The sequence below is a fragment of the Galactobacter sp. genome (assembly GCF_022712295.1).
GTDB lineage: Bacteria > Actinomycetota > Actinomycetes > Actinomycetales > Micrococcaceae > Galactobacter.
In genome coordinates this window covers 11,947-33,321 of sequence record NZ_JALAGT010000027.1, presented here as the reverse complement: position 1 = coordinate 33,321, position 21,375 = coordinate 11,947, and the positions used below count along the sequence as shown (strand labels likewise).

17 protein-coding genes and 1 pseudogene are annotated in these 21,375 nt (G+C 67.5%); 14 read left to right on the top strand and 4 right to left on the bottom strand.

Annotated features, from left to right (window positions below; all coding sequences use genetic code 11):
• The 3 genes from Q0A15_RS02085 to Q0A15_RS02075 all read left to right on the top strand — a co-directional run.
• Positions 1-410 (top strand): tetratricopeptide repeat protein (locus Q0A15_RS02085; RefSeq protein WP_291277884.1); only part of this gene is annotated, 410 nt, incomplete at its 5' end.
• Positions 411-468: 58 nt separating this feature from the next.
• On the top strand, positions 469-759 hold the full coding sequence (locus tag Q0A15_RS02080) for a DUF3039 domain-containing protein (RefSeq protein ID WP_291277883.1): 291 nt from the start codon (positions 469-471) through the stop codon (positions 757-759).
• A gap of 106 nt (positions 760-865) precedes the next feature.
• Entirely contained in the window at positions 866-2,668 is a 1,803-nt protein-coding gene (locus Q0A15_RS02075) for a DEAD/DEAH box helicase (protein WP_291277882.1), read from the top strand.
• 1 nt (position 2,669) lies between these two features.
• Here Q0A15_RS02075 and Q0A15_RS02070 read toward each other — a convergent pair whose 3' ends face one another.
• Positions 2,670-3,278: an isochorismatase family protein gene (locus Q0A15_RS02070; RefSeq protein ID WP_291277881.1), complete on the bottom strand. Its 609-nt coding sequence runs from the start codon at positions 3,276-3,278 to the stop codon at positions 2,670-2,672.
• Positions 3,279-3,289: 11 nt separating this feature from the next.
• A complete protein-coding gene (locus Q0A15_RS02065; RefSeq protein ID WP_291277880.1) occupies positions 3,290-4,594 on the bottom strand; it encodes a nicotinate phosphoribosyltransferase in 1,305 nt (434 codons plus the stop codon).
• Between the two features lie 143 nt (positions 4,595-4,737).
• Between Q0A15_RS02065 and clpS the strand changes: the two genes are divergently transcribed.
• The 7 genes and pseudogenes from clpS to Q0A15_RS02030 all read left to right on the top strand — a co-directional run bounded on the left by clpS (position 4,738) and on the right by Q0A15_RS02030 (position 10,029).
• Positions 4,738-5,049 carry an ATP-dependent Clp protease adapter ClpS gene (gene clpS, locus Q0A15_RS02060; protein ID WP_291277879.1) on the top strand — a complete coding sequence of 104 codons (312 nt, stop codon included), beginning with the start codon at positions 4,738-4,740 and terminating at the stop codon, positions 5,047-5,049.
• Positions 5,050-5,685 carry a DUF2017 family protein gene (locus tag Q0A15_RS02055; RefSeq protein ID WP_291277878.1) on the top strand — a complete coding sequence of 212 codons (636 nt, stop codon included), beginning with the start codon at positions 5,050-5,052 and terminating at the stop codon, positions 5,683-5,685. It begins immediately after the preceding gene.
• Entirely contained in the window at positions 5,685-6,635 is a 951-nt protein-coding gene (gene murI, locus Q0A15_RS02050) for a glutamate racemase (RefSeq protein WP_291277877.1), read from the top strand. The genes Q0A15_RS02055 and murI overlap by 1 nt, the downstream gene beginning before the upstream one ends.
• Before the next feature lie 82 nt (positions 6,636-6,717).
• Positions 6,718-7,509: pseudogene (locus Q0A15_RS02045) on the top strand (MBL fold metallo-hydrolase); the annotation flags it as partial.
• Positions 7,510-7,634: 125 nt separating this feature from the next.
• Positions 7,635-8,378: a ribonuclease PH gene (gene rph / locus Q0A15_RS02040; RefSeq protein WP_291277876.1), complete on the top strand. Its 744-nt coding sequence runs from the start codon at positions 7,635-7,637 to the stop codon at positions 8,376-8,378.
• Positions 8,378-9,022: an RdgB/HAM1 family non-canonical purine NTP pyrophosphatase gene (rdgB, locus tag Q0A15_RS02035; RefSeq protein ID WP_291277875.1), complete on the top strand. Its 645-nt coding sequence runs from the start codon at positions 8,378-8,380 to the stop codon at positions 9,020-9,022. Before rph ends, rdgB begins: the two co-directional genes overlap by 1 nt.
• A 5-nt stretch (positions 9,023-9,027) precedes the next feature.
• Positions 9,028-10,029, top strand: coding sequence for an exonuclease domain-containing protein (locus tag Q0A15_RS02030; protein ID WP_291277874.1), 1,002 nt, complete (start codon positions 9,028-9,030; stop codon positions 10,027-10,029).
• Positions 10,030-10,121: 92 nt separating this feature from the next.
• Here the strand turns inward: Q0A15_RS02030 and Q0A15_RS02025 are convergent, their stop codons facing one another.
• Complete coding sequence (locus Q0A15_RS02025) at positions 10,122-11,054, bottom strand: hypothetical protein (RefSeq protein ID WP_291277873.1); 933 nt, start codon at positions 11,052-11,054, stop codon at positions 10,122-10,124.
• Between the two features lie 44 nt (positions 11,055-11,098).
• Here Q0A15_RS02025 and Q0A15_RS02020 point away from each other — a divergent pair, with 44 nt between their 5' ends.
• The 4 genes from Q0A15_RS02020 to Q0A15_RS02005 all read left to right on the top strand — a co-directional run bounded on the left by Q0A15_RS02020 (position 11,099) and on the right by Q0A15_RS02005 (position 17,891).
• Entirely contained in the window at positions 11,099-12,268 is a 1,170-nt protein-coding gene (locus tag Q0A15_RS02020; protein ID WP_291277872.1) for an exonuclease SbcCD subunit D, read from the top strand.
• A complete protein-coding gene (locus Q0A15_RS02015) occupies positions 12,265-15,528 on the top strand; it encodes an SMC family ATPase (protein ID WP_291277871.1) in 3,264 nt (1,087 codons plus the stop codon). Before Q0A15_RS02020 ends, Q0A15_RS02015 begins: the two co-directional genes overlap by 4 nt.
• Positions 15,529-15,616: 88 nt before the next feature.
• A complete protein-coding gene (locus tag Q0A15_RS02010) occupies positions 15,617-16,933 on the top strand; it encodes an MFS transporter (RefSeq protein ID WP_291277870.1) in 1,317 nt (438 codons plus the stop codon).
• 4 nt (positions 16,934-16,937) lie between these two features.
• On the top strand, positions 16,938-17,891 hold the full coding sequence (locus Q0A15_RS02005; protein WP_291277869.1) for a beta-ketoacyl-ACP synthase III: 954 nt from the start codon (positions 16,938-16,940) through the stop codon (positions 17,889-17,891).
• A 141-nt stretch (positions 17,892-18,032) separates the two neighbouring features.
• Here the strand turns inward: Q0A15_RS02005 and Q0A15_RS02000 are convergent, their stop codons facing one another.
• Complete coding sequence (locus tag Q0A15_RS02000) at positions 18,033-21,290, bottom strand: efflux RND transporter permease subunit (protein WP_291277868.1); 3,258 nt, start codon at positions 21,288-21,290, stop codon at positions 18,033-18,035.
• Positions 21,291-21,375 lie beyond the last annotated feature (85 nt).

Sequence of the window (21,375 nt, the reverse complement as noted above, 5' to 3'; positions counted from 1 at the left end):
CGTCGCTTTTCGCCGAGTCCGAGGCCGCGCTGGCCGCGGAGTATTTCGACGCCGCTGCCCCCATCTCCCGGATGGCTCTGCACGAGAACCCTGTGGACGACGAGGCCGCCACCGGCGGCCACCGCGTTGAACTGCTCCGCCGTGTTCACGGTTTCGACGCCGCAACGGTGCGCAGCCGAGCCGCCGAGGCCCCGGACGACCTCCAGGCTCAGCTCGACGTTGCCGACCTGGATGTCGTCGGAGGGCATGTGGAGGACGCCTTCAGACGGCTCACGAACTTCGTGGCCCGTCAGCAGGGCGAGGACAAGGACGCCGCCCGCATCCATCTCGTGGACCTCTTCGCGGTGGTCGGCAACCACGATCCAAGGGTCGTGAAGGCGCGTCCGCGCCTCGCCTCCGCCCTGTTCTGATCCGCCTCGAGCACCAAACCCGACCTTGTAGTTTCGATTCGTCCCAGGAGTTCATCTCATGAGCCTGCCCCCAGATCCCTTCCTTGATCCCAACGACCCCTCCTCCGGGGGGACCACCGTCCTGGAGCGTGAACGTCAGCTCCAGGAGGTGGAACCCGGAGACCACGAGCGCTTTGCGCACTACGTGCGTAAGGAGAAGATCACCGAGTCCGCGATCACCGGTGAGCCCGTGATCGCCCTCTGCGGCAAGGTGTGGGTACCCGGCCGTGACCCGGAGAAGTTCCCCGTCTGCCCCGAGTGCAAGGCCATCTACGACGGCCTCAAGGCACCCAAGGACAAGAAGAAGTAATTGCGGCGCGCCCGCCAGGGCGCCATCGCAGGTGGGGTGAGCCCCGCCGTCGGGCACAGCCGCGCCCTCGACCCCGTCACCGACCCTCACGAAGGAGCCCTCACCCATGTCCGACGCCTTGTTCTCCCTGCCAGGCACGGGAGCCGCCGGCGAGGACATGCCACCCGCATACCCGGCCAAGGCGGCCTGGGGCACGGCCACCAAACTGCGTCAGTGGCAGCAGGAGGCCATGGAGGGTTTCTTCTCCTCAACGGCCAAGGACTTCCTGGCGGTCGCAACGCCGGGCGCGGGTAAGACGACGTTCGCGTTGAGGGTCGCGAAGACGCTGGTGGATTCCGGCAGGATCAACCGCATCACGGTCGTGGCTCCGACCGATCACCTGAAGACGCAGTGGGCCGACGCCGCCGCGAGGATCGGCTTGTCCATCGACCCCAACTTCAAGAACTCGGACGGACATCACGGGCGAGAGTACATCGGCGTGGTGCTCACGTACTCGCAGGTGGCCAACAAGCCGCTGCTGCATCGCGCTAGGACCGAGGCGGGCCGCACGCTGGTGATCCTCGACGAGGTCCACCACGCCGGCGACGCCCTCACCTGGGGTGACGGTATTCGTGAGGCCTTCGAGCCGGCCATCAAACGGCTTTCACTGACCGGTACACCGTTTCGTTCCGACACCGCGCAGATCCCGTTCGTGGACTACGTCGAGGACGCGGAGGGGATCCGACGTTCCAAGGCGGACTACACCTACGGTTACGGCGAGGCGCTGAAGGACCACGTGGTGCGTCCGGTGCTCTTCATGGCCTATTCCGGCAACATGCGCTGGCGCACCTCCTCCGGTGAGGAGATGGAGGCGCAGCTGGGCGGTGCGGCGACCAAGGACATCACCGCGCACGCCTGGCGCACCGCGTTGAACCCGGAAGGGGAGTGGATCCCGTCCGTGCTGGCGGCCGCGGATCGGCGCCTCACCGAGGTGCGCCGCAGCATTCCGGACGCCGGTGGCCTGGTGATCGCGACCGACCACGAGTCCGCGAAGGCCTATGCCGGCCTGCTGCGCTCCATCACGGGTCAGGCCCCTACCGTGGTGCTCTCCGACGACGCCAAGGCCTCCAAGCGTATCGAGGAGTTCGCGCAGGGGGAGCAGCGCTGGATGGTCGCCGTGCGCATGGTGTCCGAGGGTGTTGACGTCCCGCGCCTGGCCGTGGGCGTGTACGCCACCTCCACGTCAACGCCGCTCTTCTTCGCCCAGGCCGTGGGCCGCTTCGTGCGTTCAAGGAAACGCGGCGAGGTGGCCTCCGTGTTCTTGCCCTCCGTACCGATCCTGACGACGCTCGCCAATGAGATGGAGGTGGAGCGGGACCATGCCCTGGACCGCCCCGTGAACCATCTCACGGAGGAATTCGGTGCCGACCAGGAGGAGGCCGAACTCGCGGCGGCCAACCGCGAGGAGAAGGCCTCGGATTCCTTGGCCCAAGGCACGTTCGAGGCGCTGGAATCGGATGCGAACTTCGACCGGGTGCTCTTCGACGGCGGTGAGTACGGCATCGGCGGCGTGGTGGGTTCCGAGGACGAACAGGACTTCCTGGGGATCCCCGGCCTGCTGGACGCGGATCAAGTGGGTGTGTTGTTGCGGCAGCGCCAGGCGCAACAGGTCTCCCGCCGCAACTCCGCCGCCAGCGCGGCCTCCGCGCCCGAACCGGTGAACGCCGTGGACCACCGGCAGCTCATGGATCTGCGCACCCAATTGTCCAAGTCCGTGTCTGCATGGGCCGCGCGTACCGGCACGCCGCACGGCCAGATCCACACCAAGTTGCGCTCGGTCTGTGGCGGACCCGCGGTGGCCCAGGCCAGCGCCGATCAGTTGAAGCGGCGGATCGACAAGCTGCAGGACTGGTTCGTGGGCCGCTCCTGATTCAGGCGATCCGAACGCCGGCGGCAGCCAGTTCTTCAAGCACGGCCGGCGTGTTCTCCGGATGGACCGCGGCAGTGAGCTCTCGCAGCGCTGTGGTGTCGAAGCCCTCCCTCACGGCATCGAGGGCGGTCGCTCGGACACAGAAATCCGTCGCGATGCCCACCACGGTCACGTCGGTGACGCCGCGTTCGCGCAGCCACGCCGCAAGCGGCGTACCGGGTACGGTGTCCGACGGGCCGGGTTCGGGTGCCGAGGCCTCGTCACCCGAGATGACGCGACCCTCGAACCCCGAGTACGCGGCCTCGTAGCGACCCTTGCGTACGTAGGCGTCGATGCGTTCGGACGCCGGGGTCAAGGCTGGGTGCAGCTGGGCACCCGAGGTGCCTGCCACGCAGTGCACCGGCCAGGAATCGACGAAGTCCGGTGTCTCGGAGAAGTGCGTCCCCGGGTCGATGTGCCAGTCCTGCGTGGCCAACACCAGGTCGAAGGTGGCCCCGTCCGTGACGAGATCCGCCACCGCGCCGGCAACGGCTGCGCCGCCGGAGACGCCCATGGCGCCTCCCTCGCAGAAGTCGTTCTGGACGTCGACGATGATCAGTGCGCCTGCCATGAAGGTGCTCCTCAGAGGTACTCGGTGGGGATGACGGGATCTCCTGCGAGCATCTGCTTGCCGGAACCGGGGAGTTCGCCGATGGAGGCCTCACGCCGGGCAATCGCCCGTGTCACGCCCTCGACGCCGGTGAAGCCAGGCTGCACGTCGCCGTCCACGACGAGCGGTACAAGCAGGTCGCGGGCCTCCACTCCGGCGGGGGGCCGGGAACCGTCCACACCGATCAGTTCGGCCGTGGCGCGGCCGCGCTCATTGAGTCGTCGGAAGGCCGCCTTGCGGCCTCCGACGCTGCCCTTCCCTGGGGCGCGTTTGGCGACGTCCTTCCACCCGCCGTCGGCCCCCTCCCGGGCCACGAGCTTGTAGACCATGCCTGCCGTGGGGTGGCCGGACCCGGTGACGAGCTTGGTACCGACGCCGTAGGTGTCCACGGGGGCCGAACGCAATGAGGCGATGGCGTATTCGTCCAGGTCGGAGGTCACCACGATGCCGGTGTCGGTATTGCCGAGGTCGTCCAGGAGGCGGCGGACCCAGCGGGCCTGGTCAACGAGGTCGCCGGAATCGATGCGGACGGCTCCGAGGCCGGGGCCGGCCACGTCCACGGCGGTGCGCACGCCCCGTTCCACGTCGTAGGTGTCCACCAGCAAGGTGGTGTCTGCCCCCAGAGTGTCCACCTGCGCCTGGAAGGCCTCACGTTCCGAATCGTGTAGCAAGGTGAAGGAATGCGCGGCAGTACCACCGGTGGCGAGTCCGTAACGGCGGCCGGCCTCGAGGTTGGAGGTGGAGGCGAAGCCTGCGATGATCGCGGCGCGGGCCGCGGCCACGGCACCCTCCTCATGGGTCCGGCGTGACCCCATCTCGATGCAGGGGCGTCCCTCCGCCGAGGCCACCATGCGTGATGCTGCTGAAGCCACGGCCGAGTCGAAGTTGAGCACGGAGAGCAGATAGGTCTCCAGAACCACGGCTTCGGCAAAGGTTGATTCCACCTGCAGCAGCGGTGAACCGGGGAAGTAGACCTCGCCCTCGGCGTATCCGGTGATGGACCCGGAGAAGCGGAAGTCAGACAGCCACTCCAAGGTCGCCTCGTTCACGACCTCACGGCTGGCCAGGTAGTCGATCTCGTCGGAGCCGAACCGGAAGTCGGCCAGGCCTTCGAGAATCCTTCCGGTTCCGCCGACCAATCCATAGCGCCGGCCTGCAGGCAGACGACGCGCGAAGAGTTCGAACACGCTGCGACGATGGGCAGTGCCTGCGGCAAGCGCGGCCTCCACCATGGTCAACTCGTAGTGGTCGGTGAGCAGTGAGGTCGCAGGCGACACGTGGCACTCCTGATGAGGTTCACGACGGATCCGGTGATGGGGAGACACGTGGTTTCCCGGGGTCAAGACTACGCGGCGGCCGGGGGCAGCGAGACCAGCATGAATGTCTGCACGGGACGGGGAGGCGTTCTAGACTGGAGCGTATGACCACCGTGAACATGGCGCCGGTGGCCGCACCGGTGGAGTCTCCGGTAGAGGACACGGCGCTGGAGACCAGACTGGATCGCCCCTATGAGCTGTTGGTGTGGGACGACCCGGTCAATCTCATGAGCTACGTGGCCTACATCTTCCGCAGTTATTTCGGATACTCCGCGCCGCGTGCGGAGGAGTTGATGCTGCAGGTGCACCACGAGGGCAAGGCCGTGGTGGCTTCGGGGTCGCGTGAGCGGATCGAGGCGGATCTGGTGGCCATGCACGGCTACGGTTTGCAGGCCACCTTGCGGCAGGAGTCCTGAATGGCCCGGGCTTTCAAACACATCGGGGGCGCCTATGTTGCGCAGCTCGAGGAGGACGAGGCACGGCTCGTGATCACGCTGGCGCGTGATGTTCTCCATCTGCTGGAGACTCGTTCGGGTGAGGGTTCCTCCGAAACGCCCCGCGACGCGGCACAAGACGATGACTCCGCCACCTCGTGGTGGGAGGAACTGGGACTCAGCGACCCCGAGGCCGCGCCGGGGGTGGAGTCGTTGGAACCACCGGAGGATCCGGCTCTGGCGCGTTTGTTGCCACCCGTCAGCGAGCAGGATCCCGAGGACGAGGCGCGCTTGAGGGCGATGTTGGAGCCGCAGGTGGTGGCGTCGAAACGTGCCGCGCTGCAGGAGGCCATCGAATTGTTGCGGCATCATCCCCTGCGTGTACCGGAGGCGGACGCACACCGTTTCGGTGCGGCGCTGAACGATATCCGATTGGTCCTGTCCCAGCGCTTGGGGATCGAGGACGAGGCGGATTCGGAACGCGTGGCTCGGCTGGCCGAAGCGAGGCCGTCCAAGAACCGGGACGTCGATGATGTGGAGCATTTCATGGCGATGTTGTACTCGTTCGTGTCGTGGCTCCAGGAGTCGCTGATGACCGCATTGTTGAAGAGGCGCTGATGACTTGCTTCCGAGGGCACGTCGAGCGCCCCGTCAACACCGCGCCGATCGGGATCTTCGACTCCGGTGTGGGTGGCCTCACCGTGGCCCGGGCCGTGATAGATCAGTTGCCTCACGAGTCCACGCAGTACGTCGGCGACACCGGTCGTGGCCCGTACGGGCCCTTGCCACTGGCCACGGTCAGGGCCAATGCCTTGGGCATCATGGACGAACTCGTCGATGCCGGAGTCAAGCTGCTGGTGATCGCGTGCAATTCCGCCTCGGCGGCCGTGTTGCATGACGCCCGCGAGCGCTACACCACCCGGTACGGGATTCCGGTGGTTGAGGTGATCCAGCCGGCCGTGCGCCGCGCCGTCGCCGCCACACGCAATGGTCGGATCGGGGTGATCGGGACGCAGGCAACGGTGGGCTCCAGGGCCTACGACGACGCCTTCGCAGCCGCGCCTCAACTTCAACTCACGTCTGCCGCCTGCCCACGATTCGTGGAATTCGTGGAGCGGGGCATCACGTCAGGTCCGGAGTTGATCGCCACGGCCGAGGAGTACTTGGCTCCGTTGAAGGCGGCCGGGGTGGACACGCTGGTGCTCGGATGCACCCACTATCCGTTGCTGACCGGTGTGCTCTCGCTGGTCATGGGCGAGGGAGTCACGCTGGTGTCCTCCGCCGAGGAGACAGCCAAGGACGTCTACCGTTCGCTGGCCAGGTCCGGGTTGGAGACGCCTTCGGTCGAGGACGGGGACCATCACTTCATGGCCACTGGGGATGCCGAGGACTTCGGGAAGCTGGCGCGGCGGTTCCTGGGGCCCGAGGTTCGGCAGGTGGAACACGTGGACTCGATTGCGCAGCAATACCCCACAGGAGTCATGGCCAAGATCACTGAGGAGATGCTGCGGCGGGCCAGGGAGGGGCATTCAGCAGGGGCATCGACGGGTGGGAACCGAACGCCGTGATGCGTGGGGTTGGACACAGTCGCGGCGAGGTGGGCGATGACGCAGTATCCTCACAACAGTTGTCGTCCACCGGAGAGATCGAGTGAAACTCACCGTCATCGGCGCCACAGGCTCCTTCCCGGGGCCGGGGGCGCCCGCATCCTGTTACCTGCTCACCGCTCACGACGGGACGCGTCCGTGGCGTGTGCTGTTGGATCTCGGCTCGGGGTCGCTCGGCGTGCTGCAGCGCTACATGGACCTGAAGGACATCGACGCGATCTTCATCTCGCATCTACACCCGGACCACTGCATGGACCTGTGCGGCCTCCACGTCGCGGTGCATTGGGATCCCTACGGCTGGGGCCGGGAACGGGTGCTGGTCTATGGACCGACCGACACCGCGAACCGCATGGCGGATGCCTACGAGCTGCCCCGAGATCCGGGGATGCACGAGGACTTCGACTTCCGCGACCTCGTGGTCGGCAGCCCCATCAAGGTGGGTCCGTTCACCGTGACGCCCTACCCGGTGAGGCACCCCGTCAAGGAGGCCTACGCCCTGCGGGTGGCGGCCACCGAAGTGATCGACGGCGAGCCCGAGACGTCGGTCCTCACCTACTCCGGTGACACGGATTCCTGCCCCGGACTGGTCGAAGCGGCCACCGGTGCTGACCTGTTCCTGTGCGAGGCCGCGAACCAGGAGGGTCGAGATGACGCCATCGAAGGCGTTCACCTCACCGGCAAGCGTGCAGGTCATGCGGCCAGAGAGGCCGGGGTCATGAGGCTGCTGCTCACGCACCTGCCCGTCTGGACGGATGCCGAGATCGTCCTCGCAGAGGCCAAGGAAGAATACGAGGGAGAGACCGCGGTGGCCGTTTCCGGTGTCACCTACGGCGTCTCCTCGGGACGACGCCTCTCCGGTCCGAGCACCGACACCATGATCCGTATACCTGAGTCCCTCGCCAAGGCGTTGAAGGAGTCGGGAGCGTCCGTGGAACCGCGGCGCACGGATACCATGGGGGCATGACCAACCCTTCAACCCGTGCAGACGGGCGTGCCCTGAACCAACTTCGTCCCGTGAGTATCAAGCGGGGGTGGTCCAAGCAGGCGGAAGGGTCCGCGCTGATCGAGTTCGGCAACACCCGCGTGCTGTGCACTGCATCCTTCACCGAAGGTGTGCCGCGCTGGCTGAAGGGGCAGGGCACCGGCTGGGTCACCGCCGAGTACTCGATGCTCCCGCGCGCCACCAACACCCGTAACACCCGAGAGTCCGTGAAGGGCAAGCTCGGCGGGCGCACGCATGAGATCTCCCGACTGATCGGCCGTTCGCTGCGCGCCATCATCGACACCTCGGCCCTCGGCGAGAACACCATCGTGCTCGATTGCGACGTCATCCAGGCCGACGGCGGAACCCGTACAGCGTCCATCACCGGTGCCTACGTGGCACTCGCCGACGCCATCTCCTGGGCCAAGGAGCAGCGCATCATCCCCAAGACCAAGAAGGTGCTCACAGACTCCGTGTCCGCGATCTCCGTCGGCATCGTCGACGGCACGCCGATGCTGGATCTGCCCTACGAGGAGGACTCCCGGGCCGAGACGGACATGAACGTGGTGGTCACCGGCTCCGGCGGCTTCGTGGAGGTCCAGGGCACGGCCGAGGGCGCCCCGTTCGACCGCTCCGAGCTGGACTCGCTGTTGGACCTCGCGGTGGCAGGCAACGCCGAGCTGGCCTCGCTGCAGGCCGCCACCTTGGCCGAGGACCTCTGATGAGTGATCCCGTTCTGGTGCTCGCCACCCACAACCAGGGCAAGGTACGGGAACTGCGGGACCTTCTGCGTGGTGCCGTGACCGGCCTGGACGTGGACACGCAGGTGGTCTCCGCCGCCGAGGTTTCCGCCCCGGACGTGCGTGAGACCGGCGTGACGTTCGAGGAGAACGCGCTGCTGAAGGCGCGCGCGGTCGCGGCGGCCACCGGCCTCGTGGCAGTGGCGGACGACTCCGGCCTCGCCGTGGATGTCCTGGGCGGCGCACCCGGATTCCTCTCCGCACGCTGGTGTGGCCGCCACGGCGACGACCGGGCCAACCTGGACCTGCTGCTTGCACAGCTGGCCGACGTCGAGGCGCCGGAACACCGCGGTGCGGCGTTCGTGTGCGCTGCCGCGCTCGCCGTGCCCGGCGAGCTGCCTAGCGGCGGTGAGGAGCTGGTGCGCTTCGGCCGGCTGGCCGGGACCTTGGCCTTCGAGCCGCGTGGCGTCAACGGCTTCGGCTACGACCCGATCCTGGTTCCCGCAGGGGAGAGCCGCAGCTGCGCCGAGCTGGAGCCGGAAGAGAAGAACGCGATCAGTCACCGCGGGCAGGCCATGCGCGCGCTGCTACCCGAACTGACACGGGTTCTCGCCGGGCGGCTCTGAGCCACGTGGGCATCGATTTCACCGCGGTCGATTTCGAGACCGCCAACGGATTCCGTGGCTCAGCATGTGCCGTTGGGCTGGTCCGCGTGCGGGATGGCGCCGTCGCGGAGACGGCTCGCTGGCTCATCAAGCCGCCGCAAGGGTATGACCACTTCGATGCACGCAACGTGCAGATCCACGGGATCCATCCTGAGGATGTGGAGGCGGCCCCGCGCTTCGCGGAGGTCTACCCGCAGTTGCAGGCGTTCCTGGGAGACGACGTGTTCGTGGCGCACAACGCCGCCTTCGACACCGGCGTGATCCAGGCCGGGCTACAGGTGTCCGGGGCCTCGGTGTCCGCGGTGGATTCCGTGTGCACGGTGAAACTGGCGCGGAAGACCTACACGTTGGCGTCGTACTCGCTGCCGTTCGCGGCCGCTGCGGCCGGATTCGATCTGGAGGATCATCACGATCCGCTGGCGGATGCGCTGGCCTGCGCCCATATCGGCATCGATGTGACTGCGCGCTCGGGTGACTCCTCCATCCTGGTCGCAGCGGAGGCTTTGGGCGTGGAGAAGGGGCACCTGAACTCGTGGAATCCCGGGGACCCCTGGTGCAGGGAGGTCCGCGACGCCGAGGGGTGGAGGGTCTCCGGACATACGTTGCCGAAGCAGCCGGGTACACCGTGGCCCACGGAGGGGAAGAACCTGGAACCCGCCGCGGATGCCGACCCGTCCAACCCCCTGTTCGGGGAGACGGTCGTCTTCACAGGAGACCTCGGCATCTCGCGTCCCGAGGCCAAACGCAGGGCAGCGGCGGTGGGTGCCCGCACCGCGGACCGCGTCACGCGGGCCACGACCGTGCTGGTGGTGGGGGACGGCTTCGTGGCCGAGGACATCACCACCGGCCGGCTCACCCGCAAGGCGCGGCATGTGCTGGCTCTTCAGGAGCAGGGGCGGCGCGTGGAAATCGTGTCTGAAGCCGAGTTCCTGCAGCGGGTGGGCGGCGCTTGGCCCGCCACCCTCTGACCCTCGGCTTCTGGGACCCGGTTCTCGTGAGAAGGAACCCGATTCGGGTTCCTTCTCACGAGCGCCCGGCCCGTGTCACAGGGACTGCATGATCAGCCGAGGGTGGCGGCCGTGAAGGCCTCGGCCAGCCTCACCGTCGGATCGCCCAACACGTCCGCCGTCGGCTGCCCGGAGACCTCGGCCAGCCGTTCAGCGCCGAGGACGGCACCCACCAGCGCCCCCGCATAGGCGCCCGCCCCACCGTCTCGCCGGGCCAACGCCTCGATACCGGCCCAGTCCTCCGTGCCGAAGGCTCCGGTGAGCACAGGGCGGGCGGCGTGGAGCGCCGCGGTGAGACCCTCACGGGCCGTCTCGAAGGGCCCGACGGCGGAGCGCGGCTCCGGCGAGTCCGTCGCCGCACCGGCGACGGACTCGAGCAACCGGACCGCGTCGTCGGGCAGTGCGCCCGAACGCGTGAGCAAGTAGAGCAAGGAAGCGGCGTCTGCGGCGGCCTCGTGCGCGGCAGGCGAGCCGTGGGAGAAGGCGGCCGTCCATGAGGCCAAGCGCCGCACGTCCTCCTCGTGTGCGTGCGCCAGCAAGCCGATCGCCGCTGCACGCGCCAGCACGCCGGTGCCGTCGGTGGAAGCCAGCTCCGGAACGGTCGCGGCCGGGCGGTTGAAGGGTCTGCGCGGCTGGGACATCTCGGGCGAGCGCAGGCCGATGAGATTCTGCTGATCGCCCGGACCGGCCGCGCGAGCGGACTCCGCGCAAGCGGAAGCGAACTCACGTGAGGGAGGCTCGGGGGCGCCGTCGGGCAGCTGGCCGTCCATCGCGCGGACCCAACGCAGGGCACCCAACCAGGCACAGGCGACGTCGTCCGCTCCCACCCCTTGGGCGGCCCACTCCGCGGCCTCCAGGATCCCGTCAAGGACGTACAGCTGTTGCCAGGACTCCGCCCGGGACGCGGCGCGGGTACCCGCAAAGGTCCCGAGCACACGGGAGAGATCGGAGGTCTGGGACGGCACGGGCTGCGAGGAAGAAGTCACGGTCAATGATCATAGTGTCGGACCCTGCACCTACAGTGAACACCATGAGATTCCTGCACACCTCGGACTGGCATCTGGGTCGAAGTTTCCACGGAACGGACCTCCTTCAGCAGCAGCGCGCAGCGATGGATCGCGTCGTGGAGGCGGCGGTGGAGCACAAGGTCGATGCCGTGCTGATTCCGGGGGACGTCTACGACCGAGCACTGCCGGGGACCGATGTGGTGGCACTGCTCAATGACACGTTGGAACGACTCGTGAAGGCCCACGTCAAGGTGGTCATCACCTCCGGGAATCACGACTCCGCCGTACGGCTGGGCTTCGGTGGGTCGCTGATGGCGGCCGCCGGCGTTCACCTGCGCACGGATGTGGCGGCGTTGACCGACCCCGTGGTGTTCAGTGAGCCCGGCCAGGACGTGTTGGTCTACGGCATCCCCTACCTGGACCCGGGGCTGACCGCGCAGGCACTGGGGGTGGACCGCTCGGCAGGGCACCCAGGGGCCACGGCGGCCGCGACCGCTCGGATCCGTGAACACGCGCAGGAGTATGCACGGGCGCACCTCGACAAACAGGTCCGGACCGTGGTGCTGGCCCATCTCTTTGCCGCAGGAGGCGCGGAAACCGACTCGGAGCGACCGCTCGTGGTGGGACAGCTGGGGCAGGTCCCGGTGTCCGTGTTCCAAGGCTTCGACTACACGGCGCTGGGCCATCTGCACGGCGCCCAGGCCCCCACGGAGACCGTCCGCTACTCGGGATCACCGCTGCCCTATTCCTTCTCCGAGGCGGAACAGGACAAGGCGGGGCTGGTCGTGGACCTGGAGCCGGGGCAGCCTGCGAAGGTCACCTCCATCGCCTGGCCGCCCCCGCGGGCACTGGCGCGGTTGAGCGGGCGCATCGAGGATCTCCTCGCCAACGACGAATTCGCTCACGCGGAGGATGCGTGGTGCCAGATCACCCTGACCGATCCCGAGCGACCCGCCACCCCCATGGAACGGCTCAAACAACGCTTCCCGTATGCGCTGGAACTGCTGTTCCAACCCGAGGGGCGCGAACACGACACCCGCACCTACCGGCAGCGCGTCCGCCGAGACGAGGACCCGGCCACGGTGACGTTGGGCTTCGTGGATCACGTCAGAGAACGCCGAGCCAGTGACTCAGAGGAAGCCTTGATCCGCACTGTCGTGGCACAGGCTTCGACGACGGAGGTCTCGGCATGAGGCTGCACCGGCTCCAACTGAGCGCCTTCGGGCCCTATGCCGGCACGGAGGTCGTGGACTTCGACGCGATCGCGGCCGAGGGTGGATTCTTCCTGCTGCGCGGCGACACGGGTGCGGGGAAAACCTCGGTCCTCGATGCGATCTGCTTTGCGCTCTACGGCGACCTTCCCGGAGCCCGCTCCGGTGGCAAGGACCACCTGCGCTCGGATCACGCCGCAGACGCCGTGGAGCCGCGGGTGGAACTGGAGTTCTCCATCCGTGGGCGACGCTTCAAGGTGGAACGTACTCCGGTGTGGTTCCGTCCCAAGAAGCGCGGCAGCGGCACGGTCCGCGCCAATGCGACCGCCACCCTGCAGGAGGACGATGGTGGCACGTGGGTGGTGCGCGGCTCCAAGCCGCAGGATGTGGGAGAGGCCCTCAAACCGCTGCTCGGCATGGACAAGGAACAGTTCACCCGCGTCGCCATGCTGCCTCAGGGCGACTTCGCGAAATTCCTTCACTCCACCTCGGATGAACGCGGCAAGCTGTTGCGTCGACTCTTCGACACCACCCTGTTCGACCGCGCGGTGGAGATCGCGAAGCTCAGGCACGACGACCTGCGCAACGCCGCCGGTCAGCATCTCACCCGCCGCGACGCCACCGTCGCCGAACTCGTTTCCGGCCTCGAGGCGCGTTGGGGCGAGGACGCACTGGCGAGTGCGGTGACGCCGGAAGCCTTGGAGACCTCCCTGCCTTGCGGCGTGGCGTCCCACTCGGTCGCCGACGGTGACCGGACATCGGAGACGGTCATCCCGGATCCGGTGCCATACGAGGCCGGTGCCCCTGAATGGTTCGCGGCGGTGAAAGACGAGTCCACAGTGCGTTTCGAGCGCGCCGATGTGGACCGCACCCAGGCCAACGCCAGGGCCAAACGAGCCCGTGATGCCGTGGAATCGGCTCGGTCGGCGATCCGGGACCAGACCGCTCTGGACGAGTACCAGCAACGCACCTCCGCCCTGAGCGAGCGGGCGCGAGACGAGGCGCAACAGCGCGCCCGTCTGGATGCCCACGAACGAGCCGGCAAGGTGATGCCGTTCCTCGACGCAGAACGCCGGGCGGGGACCCAGGTCCTGGACGCCGCACAGGCGATGATCGGGCCACGGGACTCCGTCAAGAGCCTGCGACGTTCCGCTCACAGCGACGCGCACGCGTGGGCGGCGTGGCAGACCGACCTCGACGAGCTGGAGACTCTGGCCTCGAACGTGCAAAACCAGGGCCAGGACACGGCAGCCCAGGTACGGGCCGTGGCGAGCCAAGCTCAGGAGTTCACCGACCTTGCCCAAGCCGAGGAGGAACGGGCGGCGATCGCGCTCGCCGTGGAGGCCGGTGCCAAGGCTGCGCGAAAGAACGCGCAATCCGCGGTCATGAGTAAGGAACAGGCCGCCCAACGCCTGGACAAGGCTCGCGATGTGCAGGGCGAGGCCGAGCGGGTCCTCGAGCTGCGCGTCGACGAACAGGTCCCGGCTCCCGACCGCGACGAAGAACGCGCCGGCGCCGAACACGCGGAGGCGATCAAGGTGTTGGAGGCCGCCAAGCAGTCGGCCGATCTCGCTGCTTCGGTGGCCAACGCCAAGCAGCAGCGTGACGCAGCACGGTCCGAGGAAAGGGCGGCCTACCGGGCCCAGGTCGAGTTGTTCACGGCTCGCAGCCAAGCGATGGCCGCAGCCCTGGCACAGGACCTCCGAGACGGTGCACCCTGTGCCGTGTGCGGTTCCACCGAACATCCCGATCCGGCCGGAGATCCCGCAACCACAACCACCACGGGCTCATCGGAAACGGGAATCACCGACCTGAGCCAGGCGGCGCTGGATGCCGCAGCGGCGCTGGTGGAACGTACTCGCAAAGCCGAGGAACGCGCGCAGACGGCGTTGACAGAGACGGAACAACGACACGACGCGGCCGCCATCGCGGCCAAGGGCCTCCGTGTCGCGGCGGCCTCGGAGGCCGCCGAGGCTGCCGACAAGGCTCGCCGAGACATCGCGGCAGCGTGGACAGCCCATCGGACCGCAGCGGAACGACTCGCAGCAGCCCAACGTGACCTGGCCGCGTCCCAGAACATCGTGAAGGTGAGCGTCGAGGCCCTCGAGGCAGCGGACGGAGCCGCTCAACAGGCCCTGGCTGCTGCCGAGGAGTCAGAGGCGAAGGCGAGGCAAGCCCTCGGTGGGCACGCCGATGCTCAGGCACAGCTGGATGCGGCACGTGGCGGCCGCATCGCTCTGGCTCGCGTCACCCAGGCCCTCACCGATCTGGCAGGCGCCGTGGAGCGCCGGGACGAGGCGCGGGCCAGGGCGGAGAACGTCCTGACCGAGACCGGCCATCAGCGCGCCACCGTGCGTGAACACCTCCTTGAGGCAACACAGGCACAGGCACTGCGCACGGAGCTGGCCACCATCGAGGCCGAACGCGCCAAACTGCAGGAACTCGGGAACTCCGAACCGATCCGTCGGGCACAAGCGGCCTGCGAGGCCGGCGCCGCGGTGCCGGACCAGGAGACCGTGGAAAAACTGGGTCAGGCCACCCGGGAAGCCGAGGAGACACTCGCGAAGGCAGAACAGGCGGTCGGTGCCGCCCGGGCGGTGGGGCAAGACATCACCCGTGCTCACGAGCGGGTGCAGGCTGCGGAGCGAGAACTCGGACCGCTGCTGGAGCAGGCCGCCACGGCCAAGTCGGTGGCGGAACTGATGGCGGGCAACGGGGAAAACCTGAAGAGCATGTCGCTGCCTACCTACGTGCTGGCCGCACGATTGGAGACGGTCGCAGAGGCCGCCACCCAGCGACTGGCCGCCATGGGGGAGGGGCGCTACCGACTGCTGCATCAGGACGGCAAACAGGGCAACAGGCACTCCGGACTCGGGCTGGAGGTGGAGGACCTCTGGACCGGTGCCAAGCGGGCGCCCGAAACCCTCTCCGGAGGGGAGACCTTCATGGTGTCACTGGCCCTGGCACTGGGCCTGGCGGATGTGGTGCAAGAGGAATCCGGTGGGGTGGACGTGGAGACACTCTTCGTGGACGAAGGCTTCGGGACGCTGGACCAGCAAACGCTTGATGAGGTCCTGGACGGGCTGGACCGGCTCCGGGAAGGCGGCCGCCTCGTCGGGATCGTGTCCCACGTTGCGGAACTCGCGGAACGCATCCCCACCCAGATCCGGGTGACCAAGACGCGGGAGGGCTCCACGTTGGACGTGGTGACGGCCACGTCGACGACCCTGCCCGGAAGCTGAGCCAAACGCCTAGAATGGATCCGTCTGACATGGGTTCGGCGTAACGGGAGGCAGGGACGTTACGCACGCACAAGAAAGTCGTGCCCTCGTGTCCACTTCATCGCCTGCTCCGGCGGCGCGCGGTTCGGCGAGGCCGAAGCGTCCCAGCTTGGCTTCCATCGCGGGTCCCTCGTACTTCCCCGTCTCGGCCCTGGCCCGCCTGCCGCTGTCCATGCTGAGCATCGGCATCCTCACCTTCGTCTCCAGCGTCTCCGGCGTTGCCGTGGGTGGAGCGGTCGCGGCCATCGCCGGGATCGGCGTCGCTGTCGGAGCTCCGATCCTCGGCTCCGCCTCGGACCGTTGGGGTCAGAGGCCCACGCTGTTGCTGTGTTCCATCGCCTACTCCGCCGCACTGGTCTGGGTCCTCGTGGCAGGGTCCGCGCAGGACGCGGGAGCCATGCTCTCGTGTGCGGCCTTCGCGGCCGGTCTGACCGCTCCTCAGGCCGGGCCCATGACGCGGGTGCGCTGGATCCGACGACTGGGCGGCCGCGGACCGGTGGAAGCCTCCGCCCTTGATGCAGCACAGTCCTACGAATCCACCATGGACGAGATGTCCTTCGTGTTCGGACCCGCCATCGTCGGCCTCTTGGCAGCCGCAACCACGCCGGTGGTGCCGCTGTGGACCGCACTGATCCTGGCGCTCGTGGTGGTCCCGTGGTTCGCGCTGCACCCCACCGCCGCAGCCGCGGTTCCCCAAGAACTCGGGGCACAACCGGTGGACTCCGACACCGGATCCCAGCCCCACGTCGTGGTACCGGAGCGGATGCCGCTCGGCCTCATCTCTGCGTTGCTGCTCGGCATGCTCAGCATCGGCATCGTGTTCGGCTCGCTGGCCACCGTGTCCACCGCCTTCGCCGACGAGACCGGGCACAGCGGCTCCGGGGGACTGGTCTACGCGACCATGGGACTCACCTCCGGTTTGGCCGCGTTGTCGGTCTCACGGTGGTCGCCGAAGTTCAGCCATTCGAGGCGCTGGATGGTGTGCTCGGTGGTCCTGGTCGCCGTGCTCTGCCTGCTCTGGCTTCCCGAGCAGCCATGGCAGCTCTCCATCCTGTTCCTCCTGGTGGGCGCGCCCATCGGACCGGTCCTCGTCACCGTCTTCGCGATCGCCGGCAACCACACGCCCGTGCGCAGGCTCGGGTTGATCATGACGCTGCTGGCCGCAGGCATCACCCTGGGCACCTCGATCGGTAACTGGATCAGCGGCGCGTTGGCCGATGCGGACGGGCATGCGGCAGCACTCTGGGTGACTTTGGGTGCAGGCATCCTGCTGGTTCTGGTCGGCTCGGCACAGGCTGCCCTGGCTGCAAGACAACGACCCGCTGCGCCCGAACTGGGTGTTGAGGGCACAGGAAAGGTATCTTGACACCATGAAGAAACGCGTCCTCCGTGGTTCCGCCCTGCTCGGGCTGGGGCACTACCAACCGGAAAAGGTCCTCACCAACTCTGACATCGAGAAGCTGGTGGACACCAATGACGAGTGGATCGTCACGCGCACCGGCATCAAGGAACGTCGCGTCGTGGAGGACCACGACAACGTGGTCTCCATGGGTGTCGCGGCCGCACGCATGGCCCTCGAGGACGCAGGCGTGGACAGTGTGGACCTGGTCATCGTGACCTCCGTGTCCACCGAGACCCTCAGCCCCAACAACGCGGCCAAGATCGCCGTGGAACTCGGACTCGACGGCCCGGGCGTCATCGACGTGAACACCGCTTGCTCAGGGTTCGAGTACGCACTGGCCCTCGCGGACCAGGCCATCTCCACCGGTGCCTCCGAACGCGCTCTGGTGATCGGATCCGAGGAATTGACCCGCATCACCGACTGGACCGACCGCACCACCTGTGTGCTGACGGCAGACGGTGCCGGTGCCGCGGTGGTGGGCGCCTCCGAGGAGGACCACATCTCCGGTGTGGTCTGGGGTTCCGTCCCCGAACTCGCCGAGGCCGTGGAGGTGAAGGGCCAGCCCCGCCTGTTCTCCCAGAACGGTCGCGGCGTGATGCGTTGGGCCCTGACCGGCTCCGTGAAGATCGCCAAGCAGATCCTGGCGCAGGCCGAGGTCAAGGCAGACGACATCGACGTGTACGCCTTCCATCAGGCCAACCTGCGCATCATCGAACCCCTGGCCAAGGGCCTCAAGGCTCGCGAGGACCAGATTGTGCTCAAGGACATCGAGGTCTCCGGTAACACCTCCGCGGCCTCCGTGCCGCTGGCGCTGTCCAAGGCCTGGCACGCGGGAGAACTGCCGCGCGGTGGTCGCACGCTCCTCTTCGGCTTCGGCGGTGGCTTCACCTACGCCGGGCTGGTGGCTGACCTCCCCGCCTGATCTCAGGCCAGACGGATTCGCGACCCAGGCGGATTCGCGACCTCAGAGCGGACCGCACAAGCGAAGGGACCGCCGATACACGGCCGCTGCACCGACTGGGTGCTGCTGCTGAGTATCGGCGGTCCCTTCGCCTTGCCGGACTCAAGCGCTGTGGCGCCCAGCCTTCGACGGGGCCGAACCGGTATCGGAGCCGGTGCTGGGAACGGCAACGGCGTCCAGATCGGCAGGGAAGTCGACCTCCTCGGCCGCAGGCTCACCCTCAGCCACCCTGCGCCGCTCCTTGCGGATCTCCACCAGGCGGTAGAGCACCGGGACAAGCACCAGCGTCAGCAGCGTGGAGGAGACCAGGCCGCCGATGACCACCACGGCCAGCGGCTGGGAGATCACGCCCCCGGAGCCGGTGATACCCAGAGCCATGGGAACCATAGCGAAGATGGTGGCGGCCGCCGTCATCAGGATGGGACGAAGTCGCCGCAACGCACCGAACTTGATGGCCTCGGCCAGCGGCATGGCCTCGTGCCCGGGTCCGGGCCGCCGGTACTGGTTGATGAGGTCGATCAGCACGATGGCGTTGGTGACGACGATGCCGACCAACATCAGCAGACCGATGAGGGAGGCCAGACCCAAAGGGGTTCCGGAGATCAAGAGGGCAGCCAACGCACCGGTCGCGGCGAAGGGGATGGACACCAGCAGGACCAGCGGCTGGACCAGGGATTTGAACGTGGCCACCATGATCACGTACACGATCGCGATCGCGGCCAGAAGTGCCAGGCCCAGCTGGGAGAAGGCGTCCTCCTGCTGGGTCGCGGCGCCTCCCAAGGTCACTGACGCGCCGGAGGGCAGGTCCAACGAATCCAGTTTCGAGGTGACGGCGCCGGCCACCGTGCCCAGGTCGTCCTCGGGCGGGGTGATGGTCACCGTGGAGATCCGGTCCGTGTTCTGCGTCGAGAGGCTCGCCTCCGCGTCCTCGCGCTTGATCGTTGCGATGTCGGACAACGCCACCTCACCGCGTGCCGTGGTGATCTCCAGGTCCTTCAGCGAGGAAACCCCGGACAGTGACTGCCCCTCTCCGATCTTCACGGGCAAGGTGGTGAACCCGAACGTCACCGATCCGGCATCCAGCGGGTTCAACGTCGCGTTGACGAGTCCGGCGATCTGCGCCTGGCTCAACCCTGCTTCCGCCGCTTGTCTCCGGTCCACGGTCACCCGCACCTGGGGGCTCGTGGTGGTGAGGTCCGAGGTGACCTCGCGCACCCCATCCACATCCTCCATGGCCTTGACCACGACAGCGTTTGCCTTCTCAAGCGTGGCGGGATCCGAGGCCTTCACGGCAACCGTGATGTCGTTGCTGAAGCCACCGCCTTGCGTCGCGGAGAACTCGGTCTCGCCTCCGGTGTCCAGTCGTGCCGTTGCACGCTGCGCCGTGCGTGCGACGACGGCGGGATCCGCGTCGTCGTCGGTGGTCACGGTGAACTGCGCGGTACCGGAACCGCCGCCCATGAGCATCGCCATGGCGCCCTCGCCGGAACCGATGGAGACCTGGACGTCCTTGACGTCCTTCAGCCCGGTGAGCTTGTCCTCGACCTTGGTAGCGGCCTCGTCCGTGGTCGCCAGTGACGAACCGGCAGGCATGGTGAGGGTTCCCGAGAACGATCCCTGCCCCATGCCGCCCAGCAGGTTGGTCTTCATCAGTGGCGTGGCGCCCACGGTGGCAGCCAGGATGATCACCGACGCGACCACGATCAGCACCGGGTGCTTCTGGGTGCCGTTGAGGATGGGCAGGTAGAGCCGCTGCAGCAGAGGCAGCTTCTCTCCGGTGGCCGGCTTCTTTCCCTTTTTTCTGGTGCCCGACGTCTCCGTGCCCGACTCCGCGGTCGCGCCGGCGTCAGCCGTCTTCGACGGCGTCATGTCCTTGGGCGCCTGCATCACCTTGGGTGCACGCAGGAACCAGTAGGCAAGGACCGGGACGATGGTCAGCGCCACGAAGAGCGAGGAGATCATCGCGATCGTGACGGTCAGGGAGAAGGGCCGGAAGAGCTCCCCTGCCAGGTCACCGACAAAGGCGATGGGCAGGAAGACGGCCACGGTGGTGAGGGTGGAGGCGGTGATGGCTCCGGCCACCTCGCGCACGGCCACCAAGATGGATTGTGCGCGGGGGAGCGGATCTGTCAGGTGACGTTTGATGTTCTCGATGACCACGATGGAGTCGTCAACCACGCGGCCGATGGAGATGGTCAGGGCGCCGAGCGTCAGCATGTTCAGCGATAGACCGGCGGCCCAGAGGCCGATGAAAGCCACCAGCAGGGAGAGCGGGATGGAGACCGCGGTGACCAGGGTGGAGGGGATGGAGAGCAGGAAGAGCAGGATGACCACGATCGCGAAGACCAGGCCGAGCGCTCCCTCCACGGTCAGGTCGTGGATGGAATCCGTGATGGCCGGTGCCTGGTCGAAGACCAGGGTGAAGGCGGTGCCGGTGGATTTTTCCAGGGCAGGCAGTGCGTCCTGCACGGCATCGGAGACCCGGACCGTGTCCGCCTCCGGAGTCTTGGTGACGCTCAGTGCGAGGGTCTGTTCACCATTGGTGCGGGTGATGCTCGAGCTCTCTTGATCCGTTACCTTGACCTCGGCCAGGTCGCCGACCGTGGTGGTGGAGCCGTTCTTCGCGGCCAGGGGCAGGGCCTCGATGTCCTTGACGGAGTCGGGGGCGCCGGAGGTCTGGATGGGGAGGGTCAGCTTGTCCTCGTCCAGGTCTCCCAAGGACATGGCGACGCCCGCCTCTTCGACGGCCGTCTTGAGATCGTTGGGACTCAGGCCGGCGGCGGCCAGCGCCTTGGTGTCCGGGAGGACTTCGACCTGCTGTTGGGCGGCACCCGTGACGTCCACCTGACGCACGCCGTCCAACTTGCGCAGTGCTGGGACCACCTCGTCGTTCAACGACGCGGCGGTGGCGGCGAGCGAGTCCTTACCGGACACGGCGTAGTAGATGACAGGTAGATCGTCCACGGATCCGGCGAAGGAGACCGGTTCAACGCCGTCGGGCAGGGACTGAGTCACGTTGGAGATGGCTCGGTCCACCTGGTTGCGGGCTCGATCCAGGTCGGTGCCGTAGCCGAAGGTGAGATTCAGTGTCGTGGTTCCGGCAGACGACGTTGCCGTGGACTCGTCGAGACCTTCCACGGCCTGCAGGGAGGACTCCAGCGGCTGGGCCACCTGCTTGTCCATCACCTCCGGCGAGGCCCCCTGGTTGGAGGCGGTGACGGTGATCTGTGGGAACTCGACCGAGGGGATCAGTTCCTGTTTGAGCTTGGTCATGCCGATGCTGCCGAACACCACCACGAAGATGCAGAGCAGCACGATGAGGGCGCGGTTGCGCAAGGCAAGACGGGAAAGCAACGACACGAGGGGGAGCTCCTCAAATGAATCGGTCGACGTTGCACCCCAGTCTGCCAGGTGGACTCGGTGATGTTCACCGTGGGACGGCGGT